This window comes from Seonamhaeicola sediminis, from assembly GCF_004358095.2.
GTDB lineage: Bacteria > Bacteroidota > Bacteroidia > Flavobacteriales > Flavobacteriaceae > Seonamhaeicola > Seonamhaeicola sediminis.
Map to the genome: position 1 here is coordinate 202,821 of NZ_SMZJ02000002.1, position 25,160 is coordinate 227,980.

The 25,160-nt window shown below is 32.7% G+C and carries 23 protein-coding genes and 1 tRNA gene; 12 read left to right on the top strand and 12 right to left on the bottom strand.

What is annotated here, in order from left to right:
* Positions 1-23: 23 nt before the first annotated feature.
* Entirely contained in the window at positions 24-1,043 is a 1,020-nt protein-coding gene (pheS, locus tag E1J38_RS03495; RefSeq protein ID WP_133355827.1) for a phenylalanine--tRNA ligase subunit alpha, read from the top strand.
* Positions 1,044-1,224: 181 nt separating this feature from the next.
* On the opposite strand, the gene E1J38_RS03500 is transcribed toward pheS, so the two are convergent.
* Genes E1J38_RS03500 through E1J38_RS03515 form a run of 4 tightly spaced genes read right to left on the bottom strand, consistent with a single transcriptional unit; the run spans position 1,225 to position 2,944 of the window.
* Positions 1,225-1,677, bottom strand: coding sequence for a DUF3157 family protein (locus E1J38_RS03500; protein ID WP_133355826.1), 453 nt, complete (start codon positions 1,675-1,677; stop codon positions 1,225-1,227).
* A 45-nt stretch (positions 1,678-1,722) separates the two neighbouring features.
* Positions 1,723-1,929, bottom strand: coding sequence for a helix-turn-helix domain-containing protein (locus tag E1J38_RS03505; protein WP_133355825.1), 207 nt, complete (start codon positions 1,927-1,929; stop codon positions 1,723-1,725).
* 2 nt (positions 1,930-1,931) lie between these two features.
* The gene (locus E1J38_RS03510) at positions 1,932-2,414 is read right to left on the bottom strand and encodes a DUF2975 domain-containing protein (protein WP_133355824.1); all 483 of its coding nucleotides are present in this window, start codon (positions 2,412-2,414) and stop codon (positions 1,932-1,934) included.
* A 2-nt stretch (positions 2,415-2,416) separates the two neighbouring features.
* Positions 2,417-2,944 (bottom strand): DUF2975 domain-containing protein, encoded by a 528-nt coding sequence (locus tag E1J38_RS03515; protein ID WP_133355823.1) that lies wholly within the window; start codon positions 2,942-2,944, stop codon positions 2,417-2,419.
* A 136-nt stretch (positions 2,945-3,080) separates the two neighbouring features.
* Between E1J38_RS03515 and E1J38_RS03520 the strand changes: the two genes are divergently transcribed.
* The 7 genes from E1J38_RS03520 (at position 3,081) to E1J38_RS03550 (ending at position 9,860) form a co-directional block, all read left to right on the top strand.
* Positions 3,081-4,232 carry an aminotransferase class I/II-fold pyridoxal phosphate-dependent enzyme gene (locus E1J38_RS03520; protein ID WP_133355822.1) on the top strand — a complete coding sequence of 384 codons (1,152 nt, stop codon included), beginning with the start codon at positions 3,081-3,083 and terminating at the stop codon, positions 4,230-4,232.
* On the top strand, positions 4,229-4,654 hold the full coding sequence (locus tag E1J38_RS03525) for a putative signal transducing protein (protein WP_133355821.1): 426 nt from the start codon (positions 4,229-4,231) through the stop codon (positions 4,652-4,654). The genes E1J38_RS03520 and E1J38_RS03525 overlap by 4 nt, the downstream gene beginning before the upstream one ends.
* Positions 4,651-5,268, top strand: coding sequence for a dethiobiotin synthase (gene bioD / locus E1J38_RS03530; protein ID WP_133355820.1), 618 nt, complete (start codon positions 4,651-4,653; stop codon positions 5,266-5,268). Before E1J38_RS03525 ends, bioD begins: the two co-directional genes overlap by 4 nt.
* A complete protein-coding gene (gene bioA / locus E1J38_RS03535; RefSeq protein ID WP_133355819.1) occupies positions 5,265-6,530 on the top strand; it encodes an adenosylmethionine--8-amino-7-oxononanoate transaminase in 1,266 nt (421 codons plus the stop codon). Before bioD ends, bioA begins: the two co-directional genes overlap by 4 nt.
* 21 nt (positions 6,531-6,551) lie before the next feature.
* The gene (locus E1J38_RS03540) at positions 6,552-7,709 is read left to right on the top strand and encodes a beta-ketoacyl synthase N-terminal-like domain-containing protein (protein WP_133355818.1); all 1,158 of its coding nucleotides are present in this window, start codon (positions 6,552-6,554) and stop codon (positions 7,707-7,709) included.
* A gap of 50 nt (positions 7,710-7,759) precedes the next feature.
* Positions 7,760-8,848, top strand: a complete 1,089-nt coding sequence (bioB, locus tag E1J38_RS03545; RefSeq protein WP_133355817.1) for a biotin synthase BioB — start codon at positions 7,760-7,762, stop codon at positions 8,846-8,848.
* A 139-nt stretch (positions 8,849-8,987) separates the two neighbouring features.
* The gene (locus E1J38_RS03550) at positions 8,988-9,860 is read left to right on the top strand and encodes a cupin-like domain-containing protein (protein WP_133355816.1); all 873 of its coding nucleotides are present in this window, start codon (positions 8,988-8,990) and stop codon (positions 9,858-9,860) included.
* On the opposite strand, the gene E1J38_RS03555 is transcribed toward E1J38_RS03550, so the two are convergent.
* Positions 9,850-10,323: a regulatory protein RecX gene (locus E1J38_RS03555; protein ID WP_133355815.1), complete on the bottom strand. Its 474-nt coding sequence runs from the start codon at positions 10,321-10,323 to the stop codon at positions 9,850-9,852. The genes E1J38_RS03550 and E1J38_RS03555 overlap by 11 nt on opposite strands.
* A gap of 78 nt (positions 10,324-10,401) precedes the next feature.
* Here E1J38_RS03555 and E1J38_RS03560 point away from each other — a divergent pair, with 78 nt between their 5' ends.
* Entirely contained in the window at positions 10,402-12,657 is a 2,256-nt protein-coding gene (locus tag E1J38_RS03560; protein WP_133355814.1) for a T9SS type A sorting domain-containing protein, read from the top strand.
* A gap of 3 nt (positions 12,658-12,660) precedes the next feature.
* Here E1J38_RS03560 and E1J38_RS03565 read toward each other — a convergent pair whose 3' ends face one another.
* From E1J38_RS03565 to gdhA, 4 genes are all read right to left on the bottom strand, one after another.
* Positions 12,661-15,072, bottom strand: a complete 2,412-nt coding sequence (locus E1J38_RS03565) for a TonB-dependent receptor plug domain-containing protein (protein WP_133355813.1) — start codon at positions 15,070-15,072, stop codon at positions 12,661-12,663.
* A 4-nt stretch (positions 15,073-15,076) separates the two neighbouring features.
* Positions 15,077-15,796 (bottom strand): DNA repair protein RecO, encoded by a 720-nt coding sequence (recO, locus tag E1J38_RS03570; RefSeq protein ID WP_133355812.1) that lies wholly within the window; start codon positions 15,794-15,796, stop codon positions 15,077-15,079.
* Complete coding sequence (gene porZ / locus E1J38_RS03575) at positions 15,796-18,147, bottom strand: type IX secretion system anionic LPS delivery protein PorZ (protein WP_133355811.1); 2,352 nt, start codon at positions 18,145-18,147, stop codon at positions 15,796-15,798. Before porZ ends, recO begins: the two co-directional genes overlap by 1 nt.
* 118 nt (positions 18,148-18,265) lie before the next feature.
* On the bottom strand, positions 18,266-19,609 hold the full coding sequence (gdhA, locus tag E1J38_RS03580) for an NADP-specific glutamate dehydrogenase (RefSeq protein ID WP_133355810.1): 1,344 nt from the start codon (positions 19,607-19,609) through the stop codon (positions 18,266-18,268).
* A 196-nt stretch (positions 19,610-19,805) separates the two neighbouring features.
* Here gdhA and E1J38_RS03585 point away from each other — a divergent pair, with 196 nt between their 5' ends.
* Positions 19,806-20,639: a THC0290_0291 family protein gene (locus E1J38_RS03585; RefSeq protein WP_133355809.1), complete on the top strand. Its 834-nt coding sequence runs from the start codon at positions 19,806-19,808 to the stop codon at positions 20,637-20,639.
* An 8-nt stretch (positions 20,640-20,647) separates the two neighbouring features.
* Here E1J38_RS03585 and E1J38_RS03590 read toward each other — a convergent pair whose 3' ends face one another.
* Positions 20,648-21,106, bottom strand: a complete 459-nt coding sequence (locus E1J38_RS03590; RefSeq protein WP_133355808.1) for a DinB family protein — start codon at positions 21,104-21,106, stop codon at positions 20,648-20,650.
* Positions 21,107-21,181: 75 nt separating this feature from the next.
* Here E1J38_RS03590 and E1J38_RS03595 point away from each other — a divergent pair, with 75 nt between their 5' ends.
* Positions 21,182-21,535: an arsenate reductase family protein gene (locus E1J38_RS03595; RefSeq protein WP_133355807.1), complete on the top strand. Its 354-nt coding sequence runs from the start codon at positions 21,182-21,184 to the stop codon at positions 21,533-21,535.
* Positions 21,536-22,809: 1,274 nt separating this feature from the next.
* Here the strand turns inward: E1J38_RS03595 and E1J38_RS03605 are convergent.
* Positions 22,810-22,886: transfer RNA gene (locus E1J38_RS03605), tRNA-Asn, on the bottom strand.
* Between the two features lie 74 nt (positions 22,887-22,960).
* Positions 22,961-24,304 (bottom strand): RIP metalloprotease RseP, encoded by a 1,344-nt coding sequence (rseP, locus tag E1J38_RS03610; RefSeq protein ID WP_133355805.1) that lies wholly within the window; start codon positions 24,302-24,304, stop codon positions 22,961-22,963.
* 167 nt (positions 24,305-24,471) lie between these two features.
* On the opposite strand from rseP, the gene E1J38_RS03615 reads away from it, so the two are divergent.
* Complete coding sequence (locus E1J38_RS03615; RefSeq protein ID WP_133355804.1) at positions 24,472-25,146, top strand: SCO family protein; 675 nt, start codon at positions 24,472-24,474, stop codon at positions 25,144-25,146.
* Positions 25,147-25,160: the final 14 nt, after the last annotated feature.

Sequence of the window (25,160 nt, forward strand, 5' to 3'; positions counted from 1 at the left end):
GCCGTCTATTTTGAATTCATATCATGATTGATAAGTTAAAGGAACTCATTACAGAAGCAGAAGCATTTTCAGCCCAAACAAAAGAAGAGGTAGAAGCATTCCGCATAAAATACTTAGGTAAAAAAGGATTGTTAAACGACTACTTCGCCGAGTTTAAGAATGTGGCAAATGAGCAAAAGCGCGAGTTTGGTCAAACTATAAACCAGCTGAAGAAAACAGCCGAAGAAAAAGTAAAAGCTCTAAGGGAAGAACTTGAAAGTAAGGAAGAGATTAAAGGTGTTTTCGGTGATTTATCACGTCCTGGTGAACCTATTCAAATTGGAGCGCGTCATCCTATTTCTATAGTTAAAAATCAAATTATAGATATCTTTTCACGAATTGGTTTCAATGTAAGTGAAGGTCCTGAAATTGAAGATGATTGGCATAACTTTACGGCTTTAAACTTACCAGAATATCACCCAGCTCGTGACATGCAGGATACGTTTTTTATTCAAACCAATCCTGATATACTTTTAAGAACACATACCAGTTCAGTTCAGGTGCGTTATATGGAAAATAATAAACCACCTATTAGAACGATTTCTCCAGGTAGAGTATATAGAAATGAAGCTATATCGGCACGTTCACACTGTTTTTTCCATCAGGTGGAAGGATTATACATTGACAAAGACGTAAGTTTTGCAGATTTAAAGCAAACGTTGCAATATTTCACCACTGAAATGTTTGGGAAGTCTGAGATTCGTTTACGTCCGTCTTATTTCCCATTTACAGAACCAAGTGCTGAGGTTGATGTGTATTGGGGCTTAAAAACTAAAACCGATTACCGGATTACCAAAGGAACCGGTTGGTTAGAAATTATGGGATGTGGTATGGTAGATCCTAACGTTTTAGAAAATTGTGGGATTGATTCTAGAGAATACTCTGGTTTTGCATTTGGTATGGGTATAGACCGTATAGCCATGTTATTACATCAAATTGGGGATATTCGTTTGTTAAGTGAAAATGATGTGCGTTTCCTAGAGCAGTTTAAGTCGGCTTTATAAGCTGTGATTTTTTTGAAATTTCAATTTTTATACCTCTCAGAATCAATGGTTTATATGAAATTTGTCATTGCCCTTTAACTGACTAATCAATATATTTATAGAGCTTAAATAAGCATTTTAATTCTTTACTTCTTTCACTTGTACTAGACTTTGGTAATGAAAAGGTCATTCAAACTAAAACTTAAAAAAGCCTCAATTTTTTGGCAACATTATGCCCTGAACGCTTGTAGCTAACTTTGGTCCCATTAACACAAAAATCATAGATACCACTTGCTTTAGTTTCTTTAACAGACAACAGAACAACATCCTCTACAACACATTTAAAATCTTTAGCTACTTTCTTTTTTACATGACCCATAGTAGCACGCCCTTTTTTGAGCTGTTTCTGAATCTTTTGGTTCAGTTTAGGTTCTTCAAAATCTACAGGTAGGTTGCAGGCTGTTTCTTTTGATGATTCCGTTTTTTGAATTTCAGCTTGATTAGTTGCTTGAGGTTTTACCAAATCAATATATTCCCAAGTAAAATCTGCTTTGAGTAGTACACGACGACCGTCTTCGGTTTTAACGATGTGATTGTCTTGAGAGAAACTGACAAAAGAAAATAGGAATACTAAAGCATAAACAATGGACTTCATAACTTGGAAAAATAATTCATATTGATACGATTCAAAAGTACAATTTTATTCTTCAATGAACTCTAAAATATCTGCTGGTTGACAATCGAGCGCTTTACAGATAGCTTCTAAAGTAGAAAACCGTACTGCTTTGGCTTTGCCCGATTTTAAGATGGAAAGATTTGCTGTGGTAATTCCTATAATTTCTGCCAATTCCTTGCTCTTCATTTTTCGCTTTGCGAGCATTACGTCTAAGTTTACAATTATTGGCATAACTAAATGGTTAAATCGTTTTCTTGTTTAAGTAAAGTTCCATCATGAATTATGTCCGAGGCATAGTAAAGGCTTACTCCAATTATTAAAATAAGAAAATCGTTTCCGATAAACATATTTAGAGGGTTTCTTTTAAATAGTATAAATAAAGGAATGATGAAATTTATTACAAAGCCAAAAAAACCCGAAATGATAAAGAATAACCCACCTCTTTTTAGCAGTAAATGTAATTTGTTATTAAAAGCTCCTTTTTTTATGATATTGTTTAATGCTCTTTGAACAAAGAAAATACCCACTAAAACTAAAAATTTAAAAAATAAGTCGATAAAAAACTTGTAATGTTTGAATAAGCTTGTTTTAAAAGTCTGCTTTAATTCTTCATCATTTAGTAGATTAAATGAAAAGATAGAATATCTTATAAACCAAAATACGTTAATTAGTAATAAACCAATTACTAAATAATTTAGGATTTTAATTTTTCTCATAATTATATGGTTAAATCGTTTTCTTGTTTTGTTTCCTTTGCTTTTGCGAAGGCCTCACTTAAAAAAAGAAAGAATAATCCTAAAATTGAGGATAAAAAAAGTGTGTTATCTATCCCTAGCTTAAGATCATTAACAAATATTAATTGTACAGCTATTTTAAATATCCACTGGCCAAACCCAAATATTAAAAAACATACCCCAATTTTCTTGAAATTAGTCACAACTAAATCTGAAAAATAATTTCCGTTGGATAAATCGTGCAACGATTTTTTAAATAAATAAATCCCTTTTAAAAACGGAAATAATATGATTGCGCCAATAACAATTATTGCTATAAATGCTCCTAGACCCATATTTGAAACATCAATATTCATATCCATAAAATTCAATTCTATAGGTTCTTCCAAACTAACTTTGTTCTTTTTTATGCTAAATATAATAGGGAATCCAATCGTTAAAAATAGAAATCCAAATATGGCGAGGTAATAGTAAGCTGTAATTATTTTTTTAAGGATAGTTATTGTTTTCACGACTATTAATTATTGTTTATCAATAACAAACATATTAAAAATTATTGAAAAACAATAATTTTTGTTTAAAATGAATAATTAATTATTTTAAAGCACTCTAGTTTTTAAAACCGAAAGGTCTTTGTACTTTTGATTTATGTTTCCTAAAAAGCTTCAAAAAAAAATAGATAATCGAAAAGCACATAATGCTTTACGAACACTTAAAAACGAAAGTAATCTAGTTGATTTTTCGTCTAACGATTATTTAGGGTTTGCAAAAAATGAGTCCATTTTTGATAGTGCACATAATTACTTAACCGGACATAACATCAAGCAAAATGGAGCAACGGGGTCGCGGTTATTATCTGGAAACCATAACTTATATCCTGTTGTTGAAAATATTTTAGCCAATTTTCATGATAGTGAATCGGCCCTAATTTTTAATTCAGGCTACAATGCTAATGTAGGTTTCTTTTCTGCTGTGCCTCAAAAAGATGATATTATTCTATATGATGAGCTAAGTCATGCCTCAATTAGAGATGGGATTGCCTTAAGCCATGCAAAAGCCTACAAGTTTAAGCATAACAATTTAGAAGAATTAGAGCAATTAATACGGCGTCATTCTGAACTTGTTTCAAAATCTCACTCGCATATTTATATAGTAACAGAATCTGTGTTTTCAATGGATGGCGATTCCCCTAATTTGGTGAAATTATCGGAGTTATGTAAAAAACAAAACGCTTATTTGGTGGTTGATGAAGCACATGCCATTGGTGTTTTTGGAAACAAAGGTGAAGGGCTCGTTCAGCATTTAAAACTAGAAACTGAAGTTTTTGCGCGTTTGGTAACGTTTGGAAAAGCCCTTGGATGCCACGGAGCTGCTATTTTAGGAAGTGAACAGTTAAAACAGTATTTAATTAATTTTAGCAGAAGTTTTATTTATACCACAGGTTTAGCACCACACACTTTGTCTACCATTCAATCTGCTTATTCAGAGATTACAGTTACAGACCAAAGACGTAAATTGTTTCAAAATATTGTCTATTTTAAAAATGGCATCTTGAATAACAAGCTACAAGATGTATTTATTGAAAGTCATTCAGCTATTCATTGTTGCATTATTTCTGGAAACGAAAATGTAAAATATATTTCAAAAAAACTTCAAGGCAAAGGTTATGATGTAAAACCTATTTTATCTCCAACAGTTCCTGAGGGACAGGAAAGATTACGGTTTTGTTTGCATAGCTACAATTCTGAAAAAGAAATTGTGGAAGTTCTAGCCTTACTTGCTACTTTTGTAAGCTCATGATAGACACATTTAAAACCGTAGCAAAATATCAATACTCTGCAGAGGCCCAAATTATAAAAGGAAGGTTAGAGGCAGAAGGCATTCAAGTATTTTTAGCAGATAATATTACCATTGATACAGATCCTTTGGTTAGTAATGCCATTGGTGGTGTAAAACTTAAAGTGCTATCCTCACAAGCTAAAGAAGCAGAACAAATTTTAGAATCCATAAAAAAATATTCTGTTGATGACTACGGAAATAGTATAAGTTGCCCAAATTGTAATAGTAACAAAACACAACTTTATTCTACAGTAAAAGATAGTAAATCTTTTTTTGCTTTTATTTTTGCGCTTATTCTCAATCTATTTGTTACCATGCTTCCTTTTTACACAAAGCATAAATATAAATGTGATGATTGTAAAACAGAATTTGATTTAAAATGAATACATACTTCATCACAGGAATATCAACCGAAGTTGGTAAAACAGTAGCTTCAGCAATAATTACAGAGTCATTGAAAGCTGATTACTGGAAACCTATTCAAGCAGGAGAACTTGATAATAGCGATACCATGAAAGTGAAGCGGCTGGTGTCAAATCCAAAATCTAAATTTCACTCAAATGCTTTTGCTCTAAATACACCGATGAGTCCTCACGCTGCAGCAGAAATTGATGGGGTTTCGGTTAGTGTTTCTAAAATTAAAAGACCTAAAACCACCAATTATTTGGTAATTGAAGGCGCAGGTGGTTTATTAGTACCTATAAATGATACCGAAACTATTTTAGATTTAATACATCCTAATGATAAAGTTATTGTGGTGTCTCGTCACTATCTAGGAAGTATTAACCATAGCCTACTAACCATAAACACATTAAAAAACAAAGGATTTAAAGTAGCTGTTCTGTTTAGTGGAAATGAGCACCCATCAACAGAAAGCATTATTAGAAATATGACTGATGTAACTGTTATTGGTAGAATTAATGAAGAACCCTATTTTGACCAAAATGTGGTAAAGGAATATGCAGACATTTTTAGGGATAACCTGAAAGCATTATGAGCCTAAAACAACGCGATAAAAAACATATTTGGCATCCTTTAACCCAACATAAACTGCATCCAGATGCTATTGCCATAACCAAAGCGAAAGATTGCGTACTTTATGATGAAGATGGCAATGAATATATAGATGGCATTGCCTCATGGTATACCTGTATGTACGGTCATTGTAATGATTATATTACAAATAAAGTAGCGACCCAAATGAAGCAACTAGATCAAGTTGTTTTTAGTGGTTTTACTCATGAGCCTGCTATAAAATTATCGGAAGAACTTATTAAAATGCTTCCTAAAAATCAGGAGAAGGTGTTCTTTAGTGATAATGGCTCAACCTCTGTTGAGATAGGCATTAAAATGGCATTACAATACCATTCTAATAAGAATGATAAACGTAATGTTTTAATTGCTTTTGAAGATGGTTTTCACGGAGACACCTTTGGTGCCATGAGCGTCTCTGGTTTATCTGTTTATAACGGTCCTTTTGAAGAATTTTTTATAACCGTAGAGCGTATTCCAACCCCTAATGGAGAAAACAATATAGAGGTTTTAAACACGCTTAAAAACATCATTAAAAACAATAAAGTAGCAGGCTTTGTTTACGAACCGTTAGTGCAAGGTGCAGCCGCTATGAAAATGTATGACCCCAAAGGTTTGACTGAAATTCTATCCTATTGTAAAGAAAATAATATTATAACCATTGCCGATGAAGTAATGACAGGCTTTGGAAAAACAGGACGTTATTTTGCTTCAGATTATATTGAGCCACAACCAGATATTATTTGTTTGAGTAAGGCATTAACTGGAGGTTTGTTACCAATGGCAATAACGTCATGTTCTCAGAAAATCTACAATGCCTTTTACAGTAATGATATTGGTAAAGGCTTATTTCATGCCCACACCTATTCCGCCAACCCCATAGCATGTACTGCGGCTTTGGCAAGTATTGAACTGCTGCAATCAGATGAGATTCAGAATTGTATTAAAGTCATTATAAAATCACATAAAAACTTTGGAGAACGGATTGAAGGTCATCCAAAAGTTAAGTCTATTAGACAGAAGGGTATTATTTTCGCATTGGATTTGAATATTAAAATGGAACGTTATGGTAACCTTCGTGATAAGCTATTGAACTTTTTTATGGATAATGGTGTGTTTCTCCGCCCGTTAGGAAATACTATTTATATACAAGCACCCTATACCATTACCCAAAAGCAATTAGATAAAATATACAAAACCATTGAACAAGCTCTGGAAATAGTATAAATTTACGCAAAATAAAAACCCTTGCACAAAACAATTTCAATTACAGCGGTAGCTTCTATTTCATCTTTGGGAAATAATCAAGATGAAGTTTGGGATAACTACCTTAAAGACAAATCTTTTACTTCTGAAAAACTGTTTCAAGAAAAAAGTGTTTGGGTTGCTGCCATTTCGGAAGAAATAAAAGCTGATATCGAAAAGTTAAGAAAATCGGACAACAAATATAAATCTTTAGACGATACTGTGTTATATGCTATTTATGCTTCTAGAGAAGTGGTAAAACAAGCGGATTGGAAAGCTTCAGATAATTTTGGAATTAATATTGGATCTTCTAGAGGAGCCACATCACTTTTTGAAGAATATTACAAAGGCTTTTTAGAAAACAAAAAGGCTGAAACTTTAAGTTCCCCTACAACAACCTTAGGAAATATTGCCTCTTGGGTAGCTCACGATTTGCAAACCAAAGGACCAGAAATAAGTCACTCCATCACTTGTTCTACAGCGCTACATGCCATGTTAAATGGTATTGCTTGGATTAATTCCGGTATGTGCAATAAGTTTTTGGTTGGAGGGAGTGAGGCACCTTTAACACCGTTTACCATTGCCCAAATGAAAGCTTTAAAGATTTATTCAAAACAAAACGATGATTATCCTTGTAAAGCATTAGACTTTTCGAAAAAACAAAATACTATGGTTTTGGGTGAAGGTGCTGCTATGGTTTGTATAGAAGAAGGTGAAAAAGATAACGCTTTGGCTACGGTTAAAGGTATAGGTTATGCCACCGAAATTCTAGAACATAACATTTCCATTTCTAGTGACGCCCAATGTTTTCAACGCTCCATGAAAATGGCCTTAGGAGATTTGCACCCAAAAGATGTCGATGTTATTGTGATGCATGCTCCTGGAACCATAAAAGGCGACCTTTCAGAATACAAAGCTATCAAAGCGATTTTTAAAAATGATTTGCCAGCACTAACATCAAATAAATGGAAAATTGGCCATACGTTTGGTGCTTCGGGTACTTTAAGTCTTGAGTTGGCTATTTTAATGCTACAATATCAAAAGTTTATAGATGTTCCATATCTAGAAACTCAAAAACAACCAAAAGCTATTAATAACGTTTTAGTAAATGCGGTAGGTTTTGGTGGTAATGCCGTTAGTATATTATTGAGTAAAAAGTAACCCAGATACTTTAAAATTAGTATTTTTGATTTTGATTAACCCACCTGTTTATGAGCGAAACAAGACACAATTGGACTAAGCAAGAAATTCTAGACATATACAATAAGCCTTTCATGGAGTTACTTTATGAAGCGGCTACTGTTCATAGAAAGCATCATGACCCTAATGTGGTTCAGGTAAGTACGCTATTATCTGTTAAAACAGGAGGGTGTAGTGAAGATTGTGGCTATTGTCCGCAAGCCGCCCGCTATCATACTAATATAGAAGGCAATGACTTAATGAGTGTACAGCAAGTAAAAGCTCAGGCTTTACGGGCTAAAGAAGGTGGAAGTTCTCGTGTTTGTATGGGAGCTGCATGGCGTAATGTAAAAGATGGTGAAGAGTTTGATCAGGTTTTAGAAATGGTACGCACTATCAACAAACTAGATATGGAAGTATGTTGTACACTTGGCATGCTTACCGAAAATCAAGCAAAGCGTTTAGCAGAAGCTGGTTTATATGCTTACAATCATAATTTAGATTCATCTGAGGAGTATTATAAAGAAGTTATATCTACAAGGGGTTATCAAGATAGATTGGATACCATAGACAATGTTAGAAAAACTAATGTAACGGTTTGTAGTGGCGGTATTATTGGCATGGGTGAAACTCTAGAAGACAGAGCCGGCATGCTTGTGGCGCTTTCAACGTTAAATCCACAACCAGAATCTACTCCAATTAATGCCTTAGTGGCAGTTGAGGGCACACCTTTAGAAGACCAAAAACCAATTTCTATTTGGGAAATGGTAAGAATGGTAGCCACAACCAGAATTATCATGCCTGAAACTCAGGTACGTTTAAGTGCGGGTAGAACGCAAATGACTCGCGAGGGTCAAGCCATGTGTTTCTTTGCAGGTGCTAACTCCATTTTTGCAGGAGATAAACTATTAACAACGCCAAATCCTGATGTAAATGAGGATATGGAAATGTTTGCTGTTTTAGGTTTAGAACCCCAAAAACCATTCACTAAAAAAGTACAACCACAAACAGTGGAAGCCAAAGATTCTCAGTTTGAAAGCTTGGGAGAAAAGCCTAAATGGACACGACCAGATCACAAAATTGAACGTAACGAAGCTGCTAAAGCAAAAGCCTTAAAGTAAAATTGCTTTTATAAAAGAGGTTAGAGCAAATCACAAAGTGTTGCAAAAAGACCTATTACGTTACAGACGTGATAGCCCAAATTATACTATTTTAAATGTCTTAACGTTTTCTTAACTTTGGCAATCTAATTTCATCGACTTGAAACTAAACCTACAAGACATTCCTAGGGTTAATACTATAACCAAACAGGATTTTATCAAGCATTATTTTAAACCACAAAAACCTGTGGTTATTGAACGTTTTATTGAAGATTGGCCTGCTTGTAAAAAGTGGAATTTAGACTATATTAAACAGATTGCTGGCGATATAATAGTACCGCTTTACGACGATCGGCCTGTGGATTATAAAGACGGTTTTAATGAACCACACGCAAAAATGAAAATGGCAGATTACATTGATTTGCTAAAGCGTGAACCTACCAAATACCGTATTTTTTTATGGAATATTTTAAAGGAGATGCCACAATTGCAACAAGATTTTAAGTTTCCGGATTTTGGGTTACGACTCTTGAAAGGCATTCCCATGCTATTTTTTGGCGGTGAAAATTCGCATACTTTTATGCATTACGATATTGATTTAGCAAACATTTTTCATTTTCATTTTGAAGGCAAAAAACAATGCATTTTGTTTGACCAAACACAAAATGATTATCTGTATAAAATTCCACATTCCTTAATCACTAGAGAAGATATTGATTTTAAAAATCCGGATTTTAAAAAATGGCCTGCGTTAAAAAAAGCTAAAGGCTATATTACGGAATTGAACCATGGAGAAATATTATATATGCCTGAAGGCTATTGGCACTATATGCGATATATAACACCTGGGTTTTCTATGAGTTTACGTGCCATAGCTAGAAACCCTAAAAATTTTAGTAAGGCTGTTTACAATGTATTAATTATGCGTCATTTTGATAATGCCATGCGACGCATAAAAGGTCAAAAATGGATTGATTGGAAAAATGAACAAGCTATAAGTAGAACACATAAAAAAAATGGAATTACGGTATAAGTTCATTAACTTTTTCATACACCAATTGAGATTCCCACCCTCTATACAATAAATAATCTGCCAACTTCTTCCTTTTTTTAAGTTTATTTTTGTCTGTTAGGCTTAAAACTTGCTTTTTAGCTAAATCATTAAAAGTTTTGTAATAATTTTCATCATCAATTTCATTAATTGCCTGATTTATATTAGTTTTGGATATATCTTTTTTCTTTAATTCTAAAGTTAATCGATATTTTCCCCATTTTTTTATATTGAACTTACCCCTTACGAATGCTTTGGCAAAACGTTCTTCATTTAGAAAGTTATGCTTTATTAGATGTACCATTATAACATCTATGGCTTCGGGAATCATATTCATTTCCTGCAGTTTTTGTCTAACTTCTTTATGACAACGTTCTTGATATGCACAGTAGTTTTCAAGCTTTCGTTTAGCTTCATCTAAAGTGTATGTCTGTTTTTTAACCATAAGATTAAGGTAATAAAGAATTGATTAATAGCAAATCTGAATTTTTATTTTACCAAATCTAAAAATAAACTTAACTAAATGAGAAAATTATTTCTTAGTGTCTTAACTTGTGCCCTAACTTGTTTCATTTATTCGCAAGAGATTGCTTCTTTTAGTTCTCTTAATAACACGGGATGCAGTGGTGTTGTTGCTAATGATATTAATTTAACAGCCAGTGGGATTTGTAGAGGATCTGGAATTGATATAAAAACTGGAGCGAGTACATTTAACTCAATAAATTGGTCTACAGTCTTTGATAATACTGATTATTTAGAATGGACTATTTCTCCAAACTTAGGTTATGAAATCAATTTATCCTCTATGGATATAGCTTATGATAGAAGTAACAATGGTCCGACATCAATTGACATTCAGATAGATTATGGCTCAGGATTTAATAGTATATATATAGATAATGCTGTAAATACAACTGTTAAAAACATCACAATAGACTTATCTTCGTTCACAAACATCAATTCAACAATAACTTTTAGATTATATGGTTATAATGCCGTTAATGGAACTGGGACTTTGGATATTGAAGAACATTCTCCAACAAATAAAGGCGTTGTAATTCATGGGACAATTACTCCCCTTTGTTCTACTACAACAACTTGGGATGGGTCTACATGGGATAATGGCTTTCCAAATATAAACAAGGCAACTATTTTAGATGGTGATTATGACACATCTACTAACGGCAGCTTTACCGCTTGTTCTTTAACAATTAATTCTGGATCTACGTTAATTGTGAGTGACGCAACTTTTGTTGAAGTTGAAAATGATGTTGATGTTAATGGGACTATTTCTGTACAAACTCAGGGCAACTTTATACAAAATGACCCTTCTGGAGCTTTTAACTTAAATGGTAGTGGAACTGCTTCATTGTTTAAACTTACTGCAACAAAACAGGCATGGTATTACTATACTTTTTGGAGTTCTCCTGTTACCGATGAAACAATAGGTGATGCCTTCCCTAATACTAGCTCAAATAGGCGCTTTATTTATAATGCTGCAAATTATTTAGATTCTAATGGTGATAATGTTGATGATAATGGCGATGATTGGGAAGTGGTACCAAGTGGCCATACTATGATTCCAGGTGTTGGCTATGCTGCCACTTCAAGCACATTAGGATTATATCCAAGTAGTGATAGTGCCCTTTTTGAAGGTGCTTTTAATACTGGCAATATATCTACTTCCATACATTATAATGTGGCTAACACCTTGGGAAGTTGGAATTTTCTTGGAAACCCCTATCCAGGTGCTATAGATTTTGCAGCTTTTCAAGCAGCAAACTCCTCTGTTATTGATGGGGTAGCATATTTTTGGTCACAAGCTTCACCTCCTAGCAGTAGTAACCCAGGAAACCAGGTTGAAAATTTTAGTCAAAATGATTATGCTACGTATACGGTTGGCACTGGGGGTGCTGCAGGAGCAAGCGGTATCATTCCCACACAATATATTCCCTCTGCTCAAGGTTTTTTCGTTTCTAGTTTATCCAATGGAAATGTTACATACACCAATGCAATGCGAATTGCAAATGGCACAAGTAATTCTCAATTTTTTAAAAATTCGAATTTTAAAACTCAAAACAATATTGGAGCCAACAAACTGTGGATAGATTTAACCTCAAATAATGGTGTTTATAATCAAATTTTAGTGGGCTATGTTGATGGGGCTACTAGTGGCAATGACGGTTTAAGTTTTGATGCTCCTCGCTTATTATCAAGTAAAAAAGGCGCTTCTTTATATTCATTAATCGACGGAACTGACAAAAAATTTGCTATTCAAGGAAAAAGCCCTAATAGTTTAGATAAAAAAGAGAAGCTTAGAATAGGCTTTAAAACCAATATTGAAGTTGCCACTGTATACACTTTGTCACTAGCTAAACTTCAAGGGACATTTTTAACAGAAAATGCCATTTATTTAAAAGATAAGTTATTAAATAAATATCATGAGTTATCTTCTTCAGATTACTCGTTTACTTCAGAAACAGGAGAATTTAACAATCGTTTTGAAATTGTTTTTAAAACGAAAAATAGTTTAAACAGTGCTCAAGCTTCAGTTAAAATTTTCGAATTAGAGAATGGCAATATAACTTTTGCTTCTAGAAGTAATTTAGGCATTAAATCTATTGAGATATTTGATTTTTTAAACACTCCATTATACAAATTGAATGGACCCTTTGATTCTAAAGCTTTTGAATTATCAAAACTTAAAAAAGCTATTTATATAGCCAAAGTTGAATTTACTGACGGAACTATTGTTACAAAAAAATTTATTAAAAAATAGCTTCTATAAACTATACAATAACGATACAATAAAATTTCTTCCTGGTGCCGTTATTCCAGAGGAATAGGTTCTATACCGCTGGTTGCTAATATTTTCTAGCGTAGCTGTAATGGTGGTACTAGCATTTAATACATATTGTGTTCTTAAATTACAAGTGTACCATGATGGGCTATACGGGTTTCCATTGGCATCTAAAGCATATAAATACGCTTTTTGAATTTCAGAAGGGGCTAACTCATTAAAAGCTAAGTCATCATTATAGTTTAGAAAAAAGTCAAGCTTTAAGTCTTTATGATTCCAAACTAAATGTGTGTTGCCAAAACTAGGTGCTACATGTCTTATGGGTACTTCAATAGCTCCCACCTCTTCAGTACCACCAATAATACTGTATTGTGAGGTTAACTCTAAGCTATTGGTAATAGGCATTTTTAACCCAACTTCAAAACCATAAATCCATGCTTTTGAAGCGTTTTGAATGGCCTGTACCATACTTAGTTCTCCATCATACATAATGTTACTTTGGCCATTTAAGGTATAATACCTTCTTACCAGAGCATTGTTCAGATAAGTGTAGTATGAGCTTATATCTAAAACCAACTTGCTATCAAAGTCTAGTTTTAACCCTAGTTCACCACCATAGGCATATTCTGGTTTTAGGGTTTCATTGGGTACCACAACAGCGCCAGGTTCAGAATCAAAAACTTTACCAATATCATCAATATTGGGAGCTCTAAAGGCCGATGACGCATTTAACCGCCATTGTATAACTTCGTTAGGAGACCAACTAATACCCGCAGTTCCAGTGAGTGCACCCGCTTTATTTTTAGAGCTACTAAACGGTAAATTTAAAAAGACATTATTTTCTTCAAAATTGGCTTTTGAAACAATATGATTAAATCTGAGCCCAGATTGAAGTACAAACTTAGGATTGGGTTTGTACTTGATACTGCTGTATATAGCTGCCGATTGCCAATTGGCGCCATTTGGATATCGAGAGACCGTGCGAGAAATGGTGTTATTAAAGATATTCTCTTCTTTGCCTTCAGACATTACTTTGTTAAATACATACTCCAGACCATAATAAAACTGCGTTTTAGGGCTGAGTCGCTTTTCTAAATCTAAATTGAATGAATAGGCATCTACAGACTCTGCTCTTATATTTCGAGTATCAGACTGGAAGTTTCGGTCTTTTCTGCTTTCCTTAAAGTTTTGGTACGCTAGGGTGGTATTAATTTTGTCGTACAAATTAGAACGACTACTTAATTTGGTAATCTGAAAATTAGATAAAAACCACTGTTGAGGGCCATAGTTCCATTCTGCAGATCGTAGCGTATCATCATTATATCTAATGAGCCTATCATATCTTGGAATATCTGATGTAGAGGTATAGTACAATCCTAAATCAAAAGTTAAATTTTCAAAAGGTTTGTAACGCGCTTTTTGCATTAAATTTAGTTGATTATAGCCAGTATATCTCTGAATTAAAGGGTTATTATTTTGAATAATCTCATCACCAGTTGGGGTTGTTATTACAAATTCTGGTCTTAAATATTCGTTTGGCCCATGTTTTCCCATTTTCAAATCGGCAAAATCTGAATAACTGGCACTGGTAAAAAACCCCCATTTCTTATAACCTAAATTTAAATTAAAGTGACCGGTTTTTTCATTATTGGCAGAGGCATACCTTAGAATGACATTCGATTTTATGAGTAAAGAATCTGTATGGGATAGCCTAGGCTTTTGGGTGTAGAAACTCATTACGCCTCCAATGGCATCACTTCCGTAAATAACAGAACCAGCCCCCAAAGTTACTTCGGTATTTTGAATGGCAAAAGGATCAATAGAAATGACATTGTGTAAATTTCCACCTCTAAAAATGGCATTGTTCATTCTAACACCATCAACACTTATTAATAAGCGGTTAGTAGAAAAACCTCTAATCATGGGGCTTCCGCCTCCTAACTGACTTTTTTGCACATAAACTTGTCCTGTGTTGGCTAATAAATCGGCACTGGTTTGTGGGTTCGTAAATTGAACATTTTGTGACCGTATGCTAATTATTTTTTGAGGAACATCTTTTTTATGCTGTTGGAATTTGGAGGCAGAAATCACAATTTCATTAAGTCCTTGTGTGTTAGATTCTAAGTAAACTGTTCTGGTGGCCGCCAATTCTTGTTTTGTAAGTTTCTTGAGTATGTGCGATAAATGTTTGAAGTAAATCACTTCTGTATTGTTGAATTCGCTAATATCTGCTTCACCCCTAAAATTGGTAACAATACTTTTAGATTTGTCTATGTTATAAATAGCCACATTAATAATGGGCTCTTGAGTTGCACTATTTAAAACCTTAATGTTTTGAGCCTGAATATTTAAAAAAGCGAGTAGAAAAAACGAAAATGTGAATAAAAGCTTCATGTTTTTAGCTAAAAACCTGATTAAATATAGTGAGTGATTTTGGTTGTTTAAAGTTGCCCAAATGTAATTCAAAATATAGCAAAATCATATTTAAAAAAGATTGTCTTTGTTTTGAACTTATTTGCACTGAAGATAAGTCATCAAATGTTATGCCTAACAATTGTTTTAGAAGTGTTAAATTTTCACCAGAAATGCTGTGATTATTAGTTTTTTTTATTTCAAATTGTCCTTCACTAAGATTAAAAAAGTAAGCTTCTGTATTGGTTGTATCAGGGTAAAAGCCTAAATATTTAGTTAGGTTAAGTAAAAACAACAAATGAAAATTTGCAAAATTGGTTTGAGCATCTAACCAAAGTAAGGTGTTTTCTATATAACTAAACAACGTTTTGTTTTGTTCTTCTTCTTGTAAAGCACCAAACAGAACTTCGGCTAAAAACATTACAATTGAGCTTTTTAAAACATTAGAGTGTAAACTGATATAAACGTGGTTGAGTTTGGTTTCTTTTATAATTTGTAAAGACCTGTTGTTTTTATACTGAATTACCAATTGTAATTGTGATAGCAATTGAAAATAAGCCGCTTTGGTATTACCTTTTTTACTTTTTAAAACCCCTTTTAATAAAAAGCTAACAACCCCAAGTTGTTCTGTATAACATTTTACAATAAGGTCATAGTCTTTATACTTTAGTTTAGAAAGCACAATGGCATTTGTGGTTATAAGCATTATCTAACAACCATTAGTTTTATAACCTTAGTTTCAAAAGTGTCTAAATCTGAAAGCATAACTAAGTATACCCCAGAGGCCACTATATTATTAGCTAGATTTTTACCATTCCAGTAAGCGGTTCCGCCATCAATTTCTAAGTTATAACCACTGTATCTTTGATTTACTCTAGATTGGGCTTCGGCTACTAAATTACCTTCAATATCGGTTATTTTAATATTGATATTTTCTGAAATGTCTTTAATCTTTACTTTTTCATCAACAATATTAAAGCCGGGTCTCACAGGGTTGGGGTATGCATATGCAGAAGTTAAATCTTCAAATGGGCTAGAACCACCAGAACGAAAAGATACTAAACCTCTACTGGTAGCTATATAAACAATACCATTACTATTATCTAAAGAAACATCGTTTATAGTATTTGATGGTAAAGGTGAGTTGCTTTTTGTAAAATGAAAGATGGTGTTTTGACCATCAGAAGAAAAATAGAACAAGCCAGAATCTGCCGTTCCAATCCATTTGTTGTTAGAGCCATCCACCTCTATATCTGTTACAAATTGCTCAAATAAAAGCTCTTTGGCAATCCCATCTTCTTCAATAATAATTTCTTCAACTTGAACATTGTCATCAGTAAAAAAACTTGAAGTGTTGTATAATACTCTCAGCCCTTTTAATGTTCCAATCCATAATTGATTACGTTTATCTAAGGCAATTGACCTTACATCTCTAGATGGGAAATTTTTTTCTTCTCCTACAATATTCTTAATTTTTGGATTACCATTTTCATTAAATCCAATAACTCCATGAAACTGGCTTGTTACCCATTTAACATTGTCACTACCTATTGCTATATCAACAAATCCAGAATCATCACCAAAGCCATCTATAATAACATCAGAAAAACTGTATGAATTCCATTGATTTGCAATAGGATTATAAGAATTTAAAGGATCATCAACTCTTGAATTCATCATCCATAAAACACCATTTTGATCAAATGCAGAAGCAGCTACTCTTATATCCCCAATGTAGTTTGGGTTATTTGGAATCACTAAATCTTCTAAAGTACTATTTGACTCATTAAATAAATTTTCAGGAATATCATCATTAACTTCTAACACCCCATCAAAAAATGAACTTATAAAAACTTGATTATTATTAAACGGGTTAATAGAAATTGTATTTAAGCACCTAGCCTCAAACCCTAAGTCTTTATATTTTGTATTAACCCAAACTTCTTCTTTTAAGTGGCTTATTCCCCTACTATTTAATGGATATGGATTTAGCTGTGAATTGTACTCTCCAAAAGTTACCCATAATCCCGTTGATTCTGCTTGAATAGAAAATGGGATATTCATCAGTGGACCATCTGGATGAATTTCTTCAAATAAAATAGGATTTAAAATAGTTGTTTTTAATATTCCAAAATCTTGGGTTCCTATATAAACACTATCAGAATATATAGTGGCTGAAGTGTACTCAGTATCAAAATCAACGCTAATGGGTATTTGAGATATTAAGCTAAAACTCATATTGTAAACAAAAACATGATTTTCTGTTGTGACAACTAAGTTTTCATTATCAGATTTAACATCAAGAGGTCTGTCTGTATAAACAAACTGCTCATTTAATATATCATTAGTTATATCATAAATCCTGTTTCCATCATTTACAGTGTAAAGTCTAGTTTCATGGGTCTCAATAAATAAATAATTTCCCGAAAATAGCGTTTGCCAGTTTTGAAAATCAATTAAATTAGGATTTGATACTTGAGCTTTTTTAATTCCATTTCCATCAGAGCAAGCCGCATAAATAAAGTCACCAAAAACAGTCGTTTGGTTTACTTGAATTTGAATGCCGTTATTACCAATAAAGTATGTATCTCCAAACTCCAATCTTTCTAAATCAAAAACCGAAATCCCATAATTTGTTGATATATAAATTAAATTTTGATATGGATTAAAATGATTAATTCTTTTATCTGTTACAGGAATTGTGGCCTTTTCAATGATATCTACAACAGACAAAACCTCATTTCCATTATCAAACACTATTTCAATCAAGCCGATTTCATACCCTATAACCAATAACTTATAATCTTCACTATAATATATGGTTGAAATTGTTTCACCAGACAACCCATTTACAGTATTGATCTCTTCAATTTCATTTGTTAGGAGATCCAAACTAAAAATTGCATTATCTGAAGCGGCATAAATTTTATCACCTCCTTTAATAACTTCCCTAATACTATTATATGAGAAATAACCCTTCCATAAAGCAGAGTAATCTTGACTAAAAGACAGAAATGAAAAGCAACTAATTAATAAAACTATATAGTTTTTACTCATAGCGGTTTAAGAAAAATCAAATATATTTATAACTAACGAGTTTTACTTTAAAATAATATACAAATGAAAAAGCTTCTCTAAAAAAAGAGAAGCTTTCAAAATATTAAGTTCTTTTGTATTAAACAACACCTTGAGCTAACATAGCATCAGCTACTTTTACAAAACCTGCAATATTTGCACCTTTCACATAATTAATATAACCGTCTTCTTCTTGGCCATATTCAATACAAGAATCATGAATATTACCCATAATTTCTTTTAATTTTTTATCAACCTCTTCTCTGGTCCAGTTAAATCTTAATGAATTCTGAGTCATTTCTAAGCCTGAAGTTGCAACACCTCCAGCGTTAGATGCTTTTCCAGGAGCAAATAATATTTTTGCATTAAGAAATGCCTTTATAGCATCATTAGTAGATGGCATATTAGCTCCTTCGCTCACGCAAATACAGCCATTATTTAGCAATGATTTAGCGTCGTCAACTTTTAATTCGTTTTGAGTGGCACAAGGAAGAGCTACATCACACGGTACTTTCCATGGTGTTTCTCCTTTAGTATATTTAGCATTGGGATATTCATTTAAGTACTCTTTTATTCTGCCTCTTTTTTCATTTTTTAAGTGCATAACAAACTTCAATTTTTCAGTATTGATACCATCAGAATCATATATATATCCTGAAGAATCTGAGAGTGTTAAAACTTTACCTCCCATTTGAATAACTTTTTCGGCAGCGTATTGAGCTACATTACCAGAACCAGAAATGACTACGTTTTTACCTTTTATAGAGTCATTTTTAGTATTTAGCATGTTTTCGGCAAAGTAAACGGTGCCATATCCTGTGGCTTCAGGTCTAATTTTAGAACCTCCCCAAGACAAACCTTTACCAGTTAAAACCCCTGTGAACCCGTTACTTATCTTTTTATACATACCAAATAGATAACCAATTTCTCTGGCGCCAACACCAATGTCACCCGCAGGGACATCTGTATTATGACCTATATGCCTAAATAATTCACTCATAAAAGCATGGCAGAAACGCATAATTTCATTATCACTTTTCCCTTTGGGGTCAAAATCACTTCCACCCTTTCCTCCTCCCATTGGCAAAGTTGTAAGGCTATTTTTAAAAACTTGTTCAAACGCCAAAAACTTGAGAATACTCATATTTACCGAGGGATGAAACCTGAGACCTCCTTTATAGGGTCCGATAGCAGAATTCATTTGAATCCTATACCCTCTATTTACCTGAATTTCTCCTGTGTCATCAACCCAACAAACTCTAAAAGTTACTACACGTTCTGGTTCAACCATTCTTAGCAGAATGTTTTTACCATAGTAAATATCATTTTTAACAATATAAGGTAAAACAGTTTCAGCAACTTCTTCTACTGCTTGTAAAAATTCTGGTTCGTTAACATTACGTTGTTTTACCAGATCTAAAAATTCATTTATAATACTTTTCATACATAAAATTTTCGCTAATATTAAAAAATATTCAATTTACCAGAGCAAATATACATTATCTTTAAAAAAGATGTTTATTTTTTTTATATTCTTCAATATTAAATTATTTCACATTTTTTAATCTATTAAACCATTATTTGTTTGTTGATTCAGTTTTTATATATTTGTTAATTAATGCTCCCAAAAGCAAAGCCGTATGATGCTTAACTTGAAACAGTTAGTTTTTTTGTTTTGCTTGTTGATTACATATCAAGCAATGTACTCTCAATTAGGTTTTTCTCATGAAATTGGTGTGATTGCAGGTCCTGTAGAATTTAGATCAGACTTTGGCAGTCGTTTTGATGAAGAAACTAACCTTGGTAACTCAGGTATAGGAATTGGTATTGTGCATTATATAAACTTTGCCTATCGCGCCGATTGCAACTGTTATTCAACCGATACATATTTTAATGATCACTTTAAGTTAAGAAATGAAATTTCATGGAACTACACCAGATTAGATCATCATGGAGAATGGGTAAAACCTAAATATACTTCAGCAAATGCTGATAAGCTAAGAACCCACCACGGTGTGGCTGAGAATTTTGACATAGGGACTCAATTGGAGTACTTTCCAAGGAGTATTAGATCATTTCAGGCTTTTAGTTACTTACTGGCGCCATATGTTAGTTTAGGCATTCATTATACCTCTTCCTCTCCTCAAGGGTGGACAGATTATGGTGACCAAGATATTTTTAATGCAGCAAACATATACTCCTACTGGTATGAAGATCCAAGGTTTTTACCCACTTTACCTGCTGGTGAACAAAGAGAATATCCAGTTGATGTAAACCCATTTTCTGATTGGTCTATGGTAGCCAGTGTTGGTGCCAGATATAAAATTGGAGTACTTTCTGATTTATTAATTGATTTACGGTGGCAGCTTTATTTTAACGATTGGGTAGACGGATTTAACCATAAACTAAGCTACAATAAATTTAATGATTGGTTGATATGGTTAAATGTTGGTTATATCTATTATCTAGACTAAACCTTCCTTTACACCGCTTTCAGGAGAGACATTACAATTCCTAAGTGCATACCTTCATGGAATAAAATGAACTGTAATGATTCATCTATATTGGTTAATGTATTCCCAGTGGTTGAAACGGTATACTCATTAAAGTTTTTAAAACGCCCTTTTTTATAATCTTCAGCAGTTTTCTCAATAGTAACTTCCAATAAACCTTTTATTTCATCAACTTCATTCTGAGTTACATATCCTTCTGGTATTGAACCTTTTCTATATTTTTCAATTAAACTGTCACTAACCATGGTTGGTAGTCCAGACAATTTATAAGCCAAGAGTTGTTCTGTAACAAGGATGTGTCCAATATTCCAAATAATATTATTTTTATGGCCTTCAGGGATTTTATTTAGGTTATCTAAGGAAGTGTCTTCTAAAAAATTTTTGAATGATTTTCTGGTTTTTTGTAAAATTTCTAAAGGAAAAGGCATAATATTTATTTTTGAGGTAAATATAGTTTTTAATGCTATAATAGCGTTTATTTTTGTGGTAAATAGATATAAAAAATGAAAAAAGTTTATTACTTAAAAACATGTAACACATGTTTAAGAATATTAAAAGAGCTTAACCTTTCTACAGAATTTATTCTTCAAGATATAAAGACAGAACCTATAACTGTAAAACAGTTGGAGGAGATGCGTGCCCTATCTGATAGTTATGAATCTCTTTTCAGTAAACGCTCTAAGCTTTACAAAGAAATGGGTTTGAAGGATCAAGCTTTAGAGGAGCGCGATTTTAAACATTATATATTGGAGCATTACACCTTTTTGAGCCGACCAGTTGTTGTTATTGACAATGCAATTTTTATAGGTAATTCTAAAAAAACTATAGAAGCGGTAAAGGCAAAAATTAACAAATAGATTTTGCTTAAATCATTATAAAACTTTGTCTGTATATACTTGATACCTCAAGACGTGAATCTATAAAAGTGTTTATTATATCTTAAGTTATATATTAAAGCCTATAAATATCAATATTTTTATTAACTGAGACAATAACTATTTAATAACATTAAGCATTATGACCAAATTAAACATCTTTGTAATTTAGCGGTGCTATTAATTAGTTCTTAGGGAGAATTAAAGATAAAGGCTATTGATTTATGTTAATAGTCTTTTCTTTTTAAAAAACATTCCATTTCAAATTAAGCTCTTTTACTTTTGTTTGAACATACTATTTGTCTGATTAAATGACTCTTAGAGCAATGCTAATTATCTATTCTGTATAAAAAAAGCCCAACATTTCTATTGGACTTTAGTGTTTCTTTTAAGAATAACTAAGAACTCTTCTTGTCAATTGACAATTGAATTAAAATTGCCATAAGAACCCAAATTATCCACGTTTCCCCATGAGTCATTTCATAGTTTGACCCTGCCAATCTAGCTAATGTGAGCACAATGTAAATAACAATTGGAGAAAGAATAAGTGATACTAAAAGATTAATAACTGTTTTTTTAATATTCATGATTTATGGTATTAGTTAGTATTGTAAATATACTGAAATTCTAATAAGCCAAACTTCAGGTATATGTATCTAATAAAGAAATTCTAAAGGCTACTTCAATGATTGGGTTTCCTATACTGATGCGGAAATTAAATTTTATTTCCATTGAAATACATTGTTATCTAGAATATCTTTTGTTTAAAAAGATTTTCTCGTAGGAATTAGGAACCTTGTTGGAGTAATTCCATAAAAAAAGGTGAACTTAGTAATTCACCTTTCTTTGCCCCAAATCTACCATGAACTTAACCTACTTATGTTATGGTACCCGAAAAGTAAACATCACATTTGATTTACCAATAAATTAACGACTAATAACCAGAATATTAGTTTATTTTAACATTTATATCTATTCTGTGTATTTTTTCTTATAAGAAAAAAGCCACTTTTTACAGTGGCTCTTATAACATATAAATAGGTGTTAAAAGGGGCATTTGTTCATGGAGAAAATATTTATAAAGTAAATTTGAGGTACTTTATTATAAAACAGCTAAAAAGGAATATACACTACCTGTTTAGTTAACTTTTAGTCAAAATACATGATATCAGCGATAAAATGCATATGATGCTGTTCTAGTATTTAAAAAAGTTTAGGCACAAAAAAAGCCATCAATAATGATGGCTTGTCTAATTTGGCTCCTCAGGTTGGGCTCGAACCAACGACCCTCTGATTAACAGTCAGATGCTCTAACCAACTGAGCTACTGAGGAAGGTTATCTTTCGCTTTTGCGAGCGCAAATATATACATATTTTTAATTATTGCAATGTAATTTTTAAAAAAAAATTAATTGAAAATAGCTTTATAAATATCGTTTCCATTAGCAAATAAAACCAAGGCAATTAGAATAAAGAAACCTACCATTTGTGCGTACTCCATGAACTTGTCTCCGGGTTTTCTTCCAGATACCATCTCATAAAGTAAAAACATAACATGTCCTCCGTCTAAAGCAGGTATTGGTAATAAATTCAATATAGCCAACATAATTGATAAAAAGGCTGTTAAATTCCAGAAATCTTGCCAAATCCATTGGTCTGGAAAAATATCAAAAATAGCCTTAAAACCACCTACACCTTTATAAGCACCAGTTTCAGGAGAAAATATTTTCCCTAACTGCTCCCAATAACTCGCTATTTGTTCGGTAAACTTATTTAAACCACCACCAAAACTTTCTAAAAATGTGTATTCTTTGCGTGTTATTTCAAAATACCCAAGTTCGTCAAAGCGCTCTGGGTGGCTAGCAGGTGCTATTCCAAATTTACCTTCAGAATCTACCTTTAAATCTCTGGTAATCTCTTCTGTGCCTCTAAGAAATACAGTTGAAACGGTTTGATTCTTATACCCCTCTAATGTAGAAGATAATTGATCAAAATACCTAACCTCATCACCGTTAACGGTCAGCAAAACATCTCCTTTTTCAAGATCAACACTAGCGTTATGTAACGTGTCAACAACATTATTTACCATAAATGGTATTCTTAGTTTAAACAAACTACCCTTAATTTTTTTTGAAGATAGTTGGCCTAAAAAGTCTACAGGCATTTCAATGGTTTCTGTAACACCATTTTTTTCAACGGTGTATTTTTCTCCACTAATAATCTTTTTTACAACATCAGAATGGCTATTAATGGTTACATCATCAATAGCTATGATTTTGTCTCCCGTTTCAAAGCCTAATTCATTTAACAAGGGGTTATCAATCCAGTAACCATCTTTTAAACTTTCACTAGAAAAATCGGTATCACCATACACAAAGGAAGTCATAACATAAATGATATATGCCAACACAAAATTAACGGTAACCCCACCAAGCATAATTATTAAACGTTGCCACGCGGGTTTAGATCGAAACTCCCAAGGTTGTGGTTCTTTAGCCATTTGCTCGGTATCCATACTCTCATCAATCATTCCCGAAATTTTCACATAACCCCCTAATGGCAGCCAACCAATACCGTAAACAGTTTCGCCTATCTTCTTTTTAAATAGTGAAAACTTAACATCAAAAAACAAATAAAACTTTTCTACCCTTGTTTTAAAGGCTTTAGCGGGAACAAAGTGTCCTAGTTCATGTAGCACAATGAGTAGTGAAAGACTCAATAAAAACTGAGATATTTTTATAACAAACTCCATAAATCTTCAATCAAAATTTTTGATAATCGCACAAAAGTAAACTTTTAAAACAAGTATAAAAAGACATTTATACTTTGTGCGGCTATTTAACACTAATTTAAGGGTATAACTAGCTGCAGATATTCAAATTTCATTGTATTTTTGTTAAAATTTTCGCTCAATTCTTTATGCTCTCATTTTTTAAAGATTACAAGTTATTTGCTATTGTTTTTGGTGTTATTTCCATAATCATTGTTGGTATTATATACAACACTTTAAATGTGTATCAGCCACTTCCGGTGTATCAACCTTCTATGGTTAGTACAGAGTTGGTAGATAGCACGCTTCAGTACAAGAAAAAATATCATAAAATAGCCAATTTCTCTCTAACCAATCAAAACGGCAAAACAATTACCCAAAAAGACTATGAAAACAAAATTTATGTAGCCGATTTCTTTTTTACAACATGCCCTACTATTTGCCCTATCATGACCAAGAATATGGTGGTTATTCAAAAGGAAATTTTAAATGACGATGAGGTAATGCTCTTATCACATTCTGTTACTCCAGAAATTGATACGGTAGCACAACTAAAAAAGTACGCTTTAAAAAAAGGCGTTAATGACACTAAATGGAACTTAGTAACTGGAGATAAAAAGCAGATTTATCAATTGGCAAGAAAAAGTTATTTGGCTGTTAAAGATAATGGAGATGGCGGTCCTTTTGATATGATACACACCGAAAACTTTATGCTTATTGATAAAAAACTCCAAATACGCGGATATTATGATGGAACCAACCTAGAAGACATAGAACGCTTACTCAACGATATAGCCATTTTAAAAGAAGAGTACAATCAATAAACATCAATAAGTTT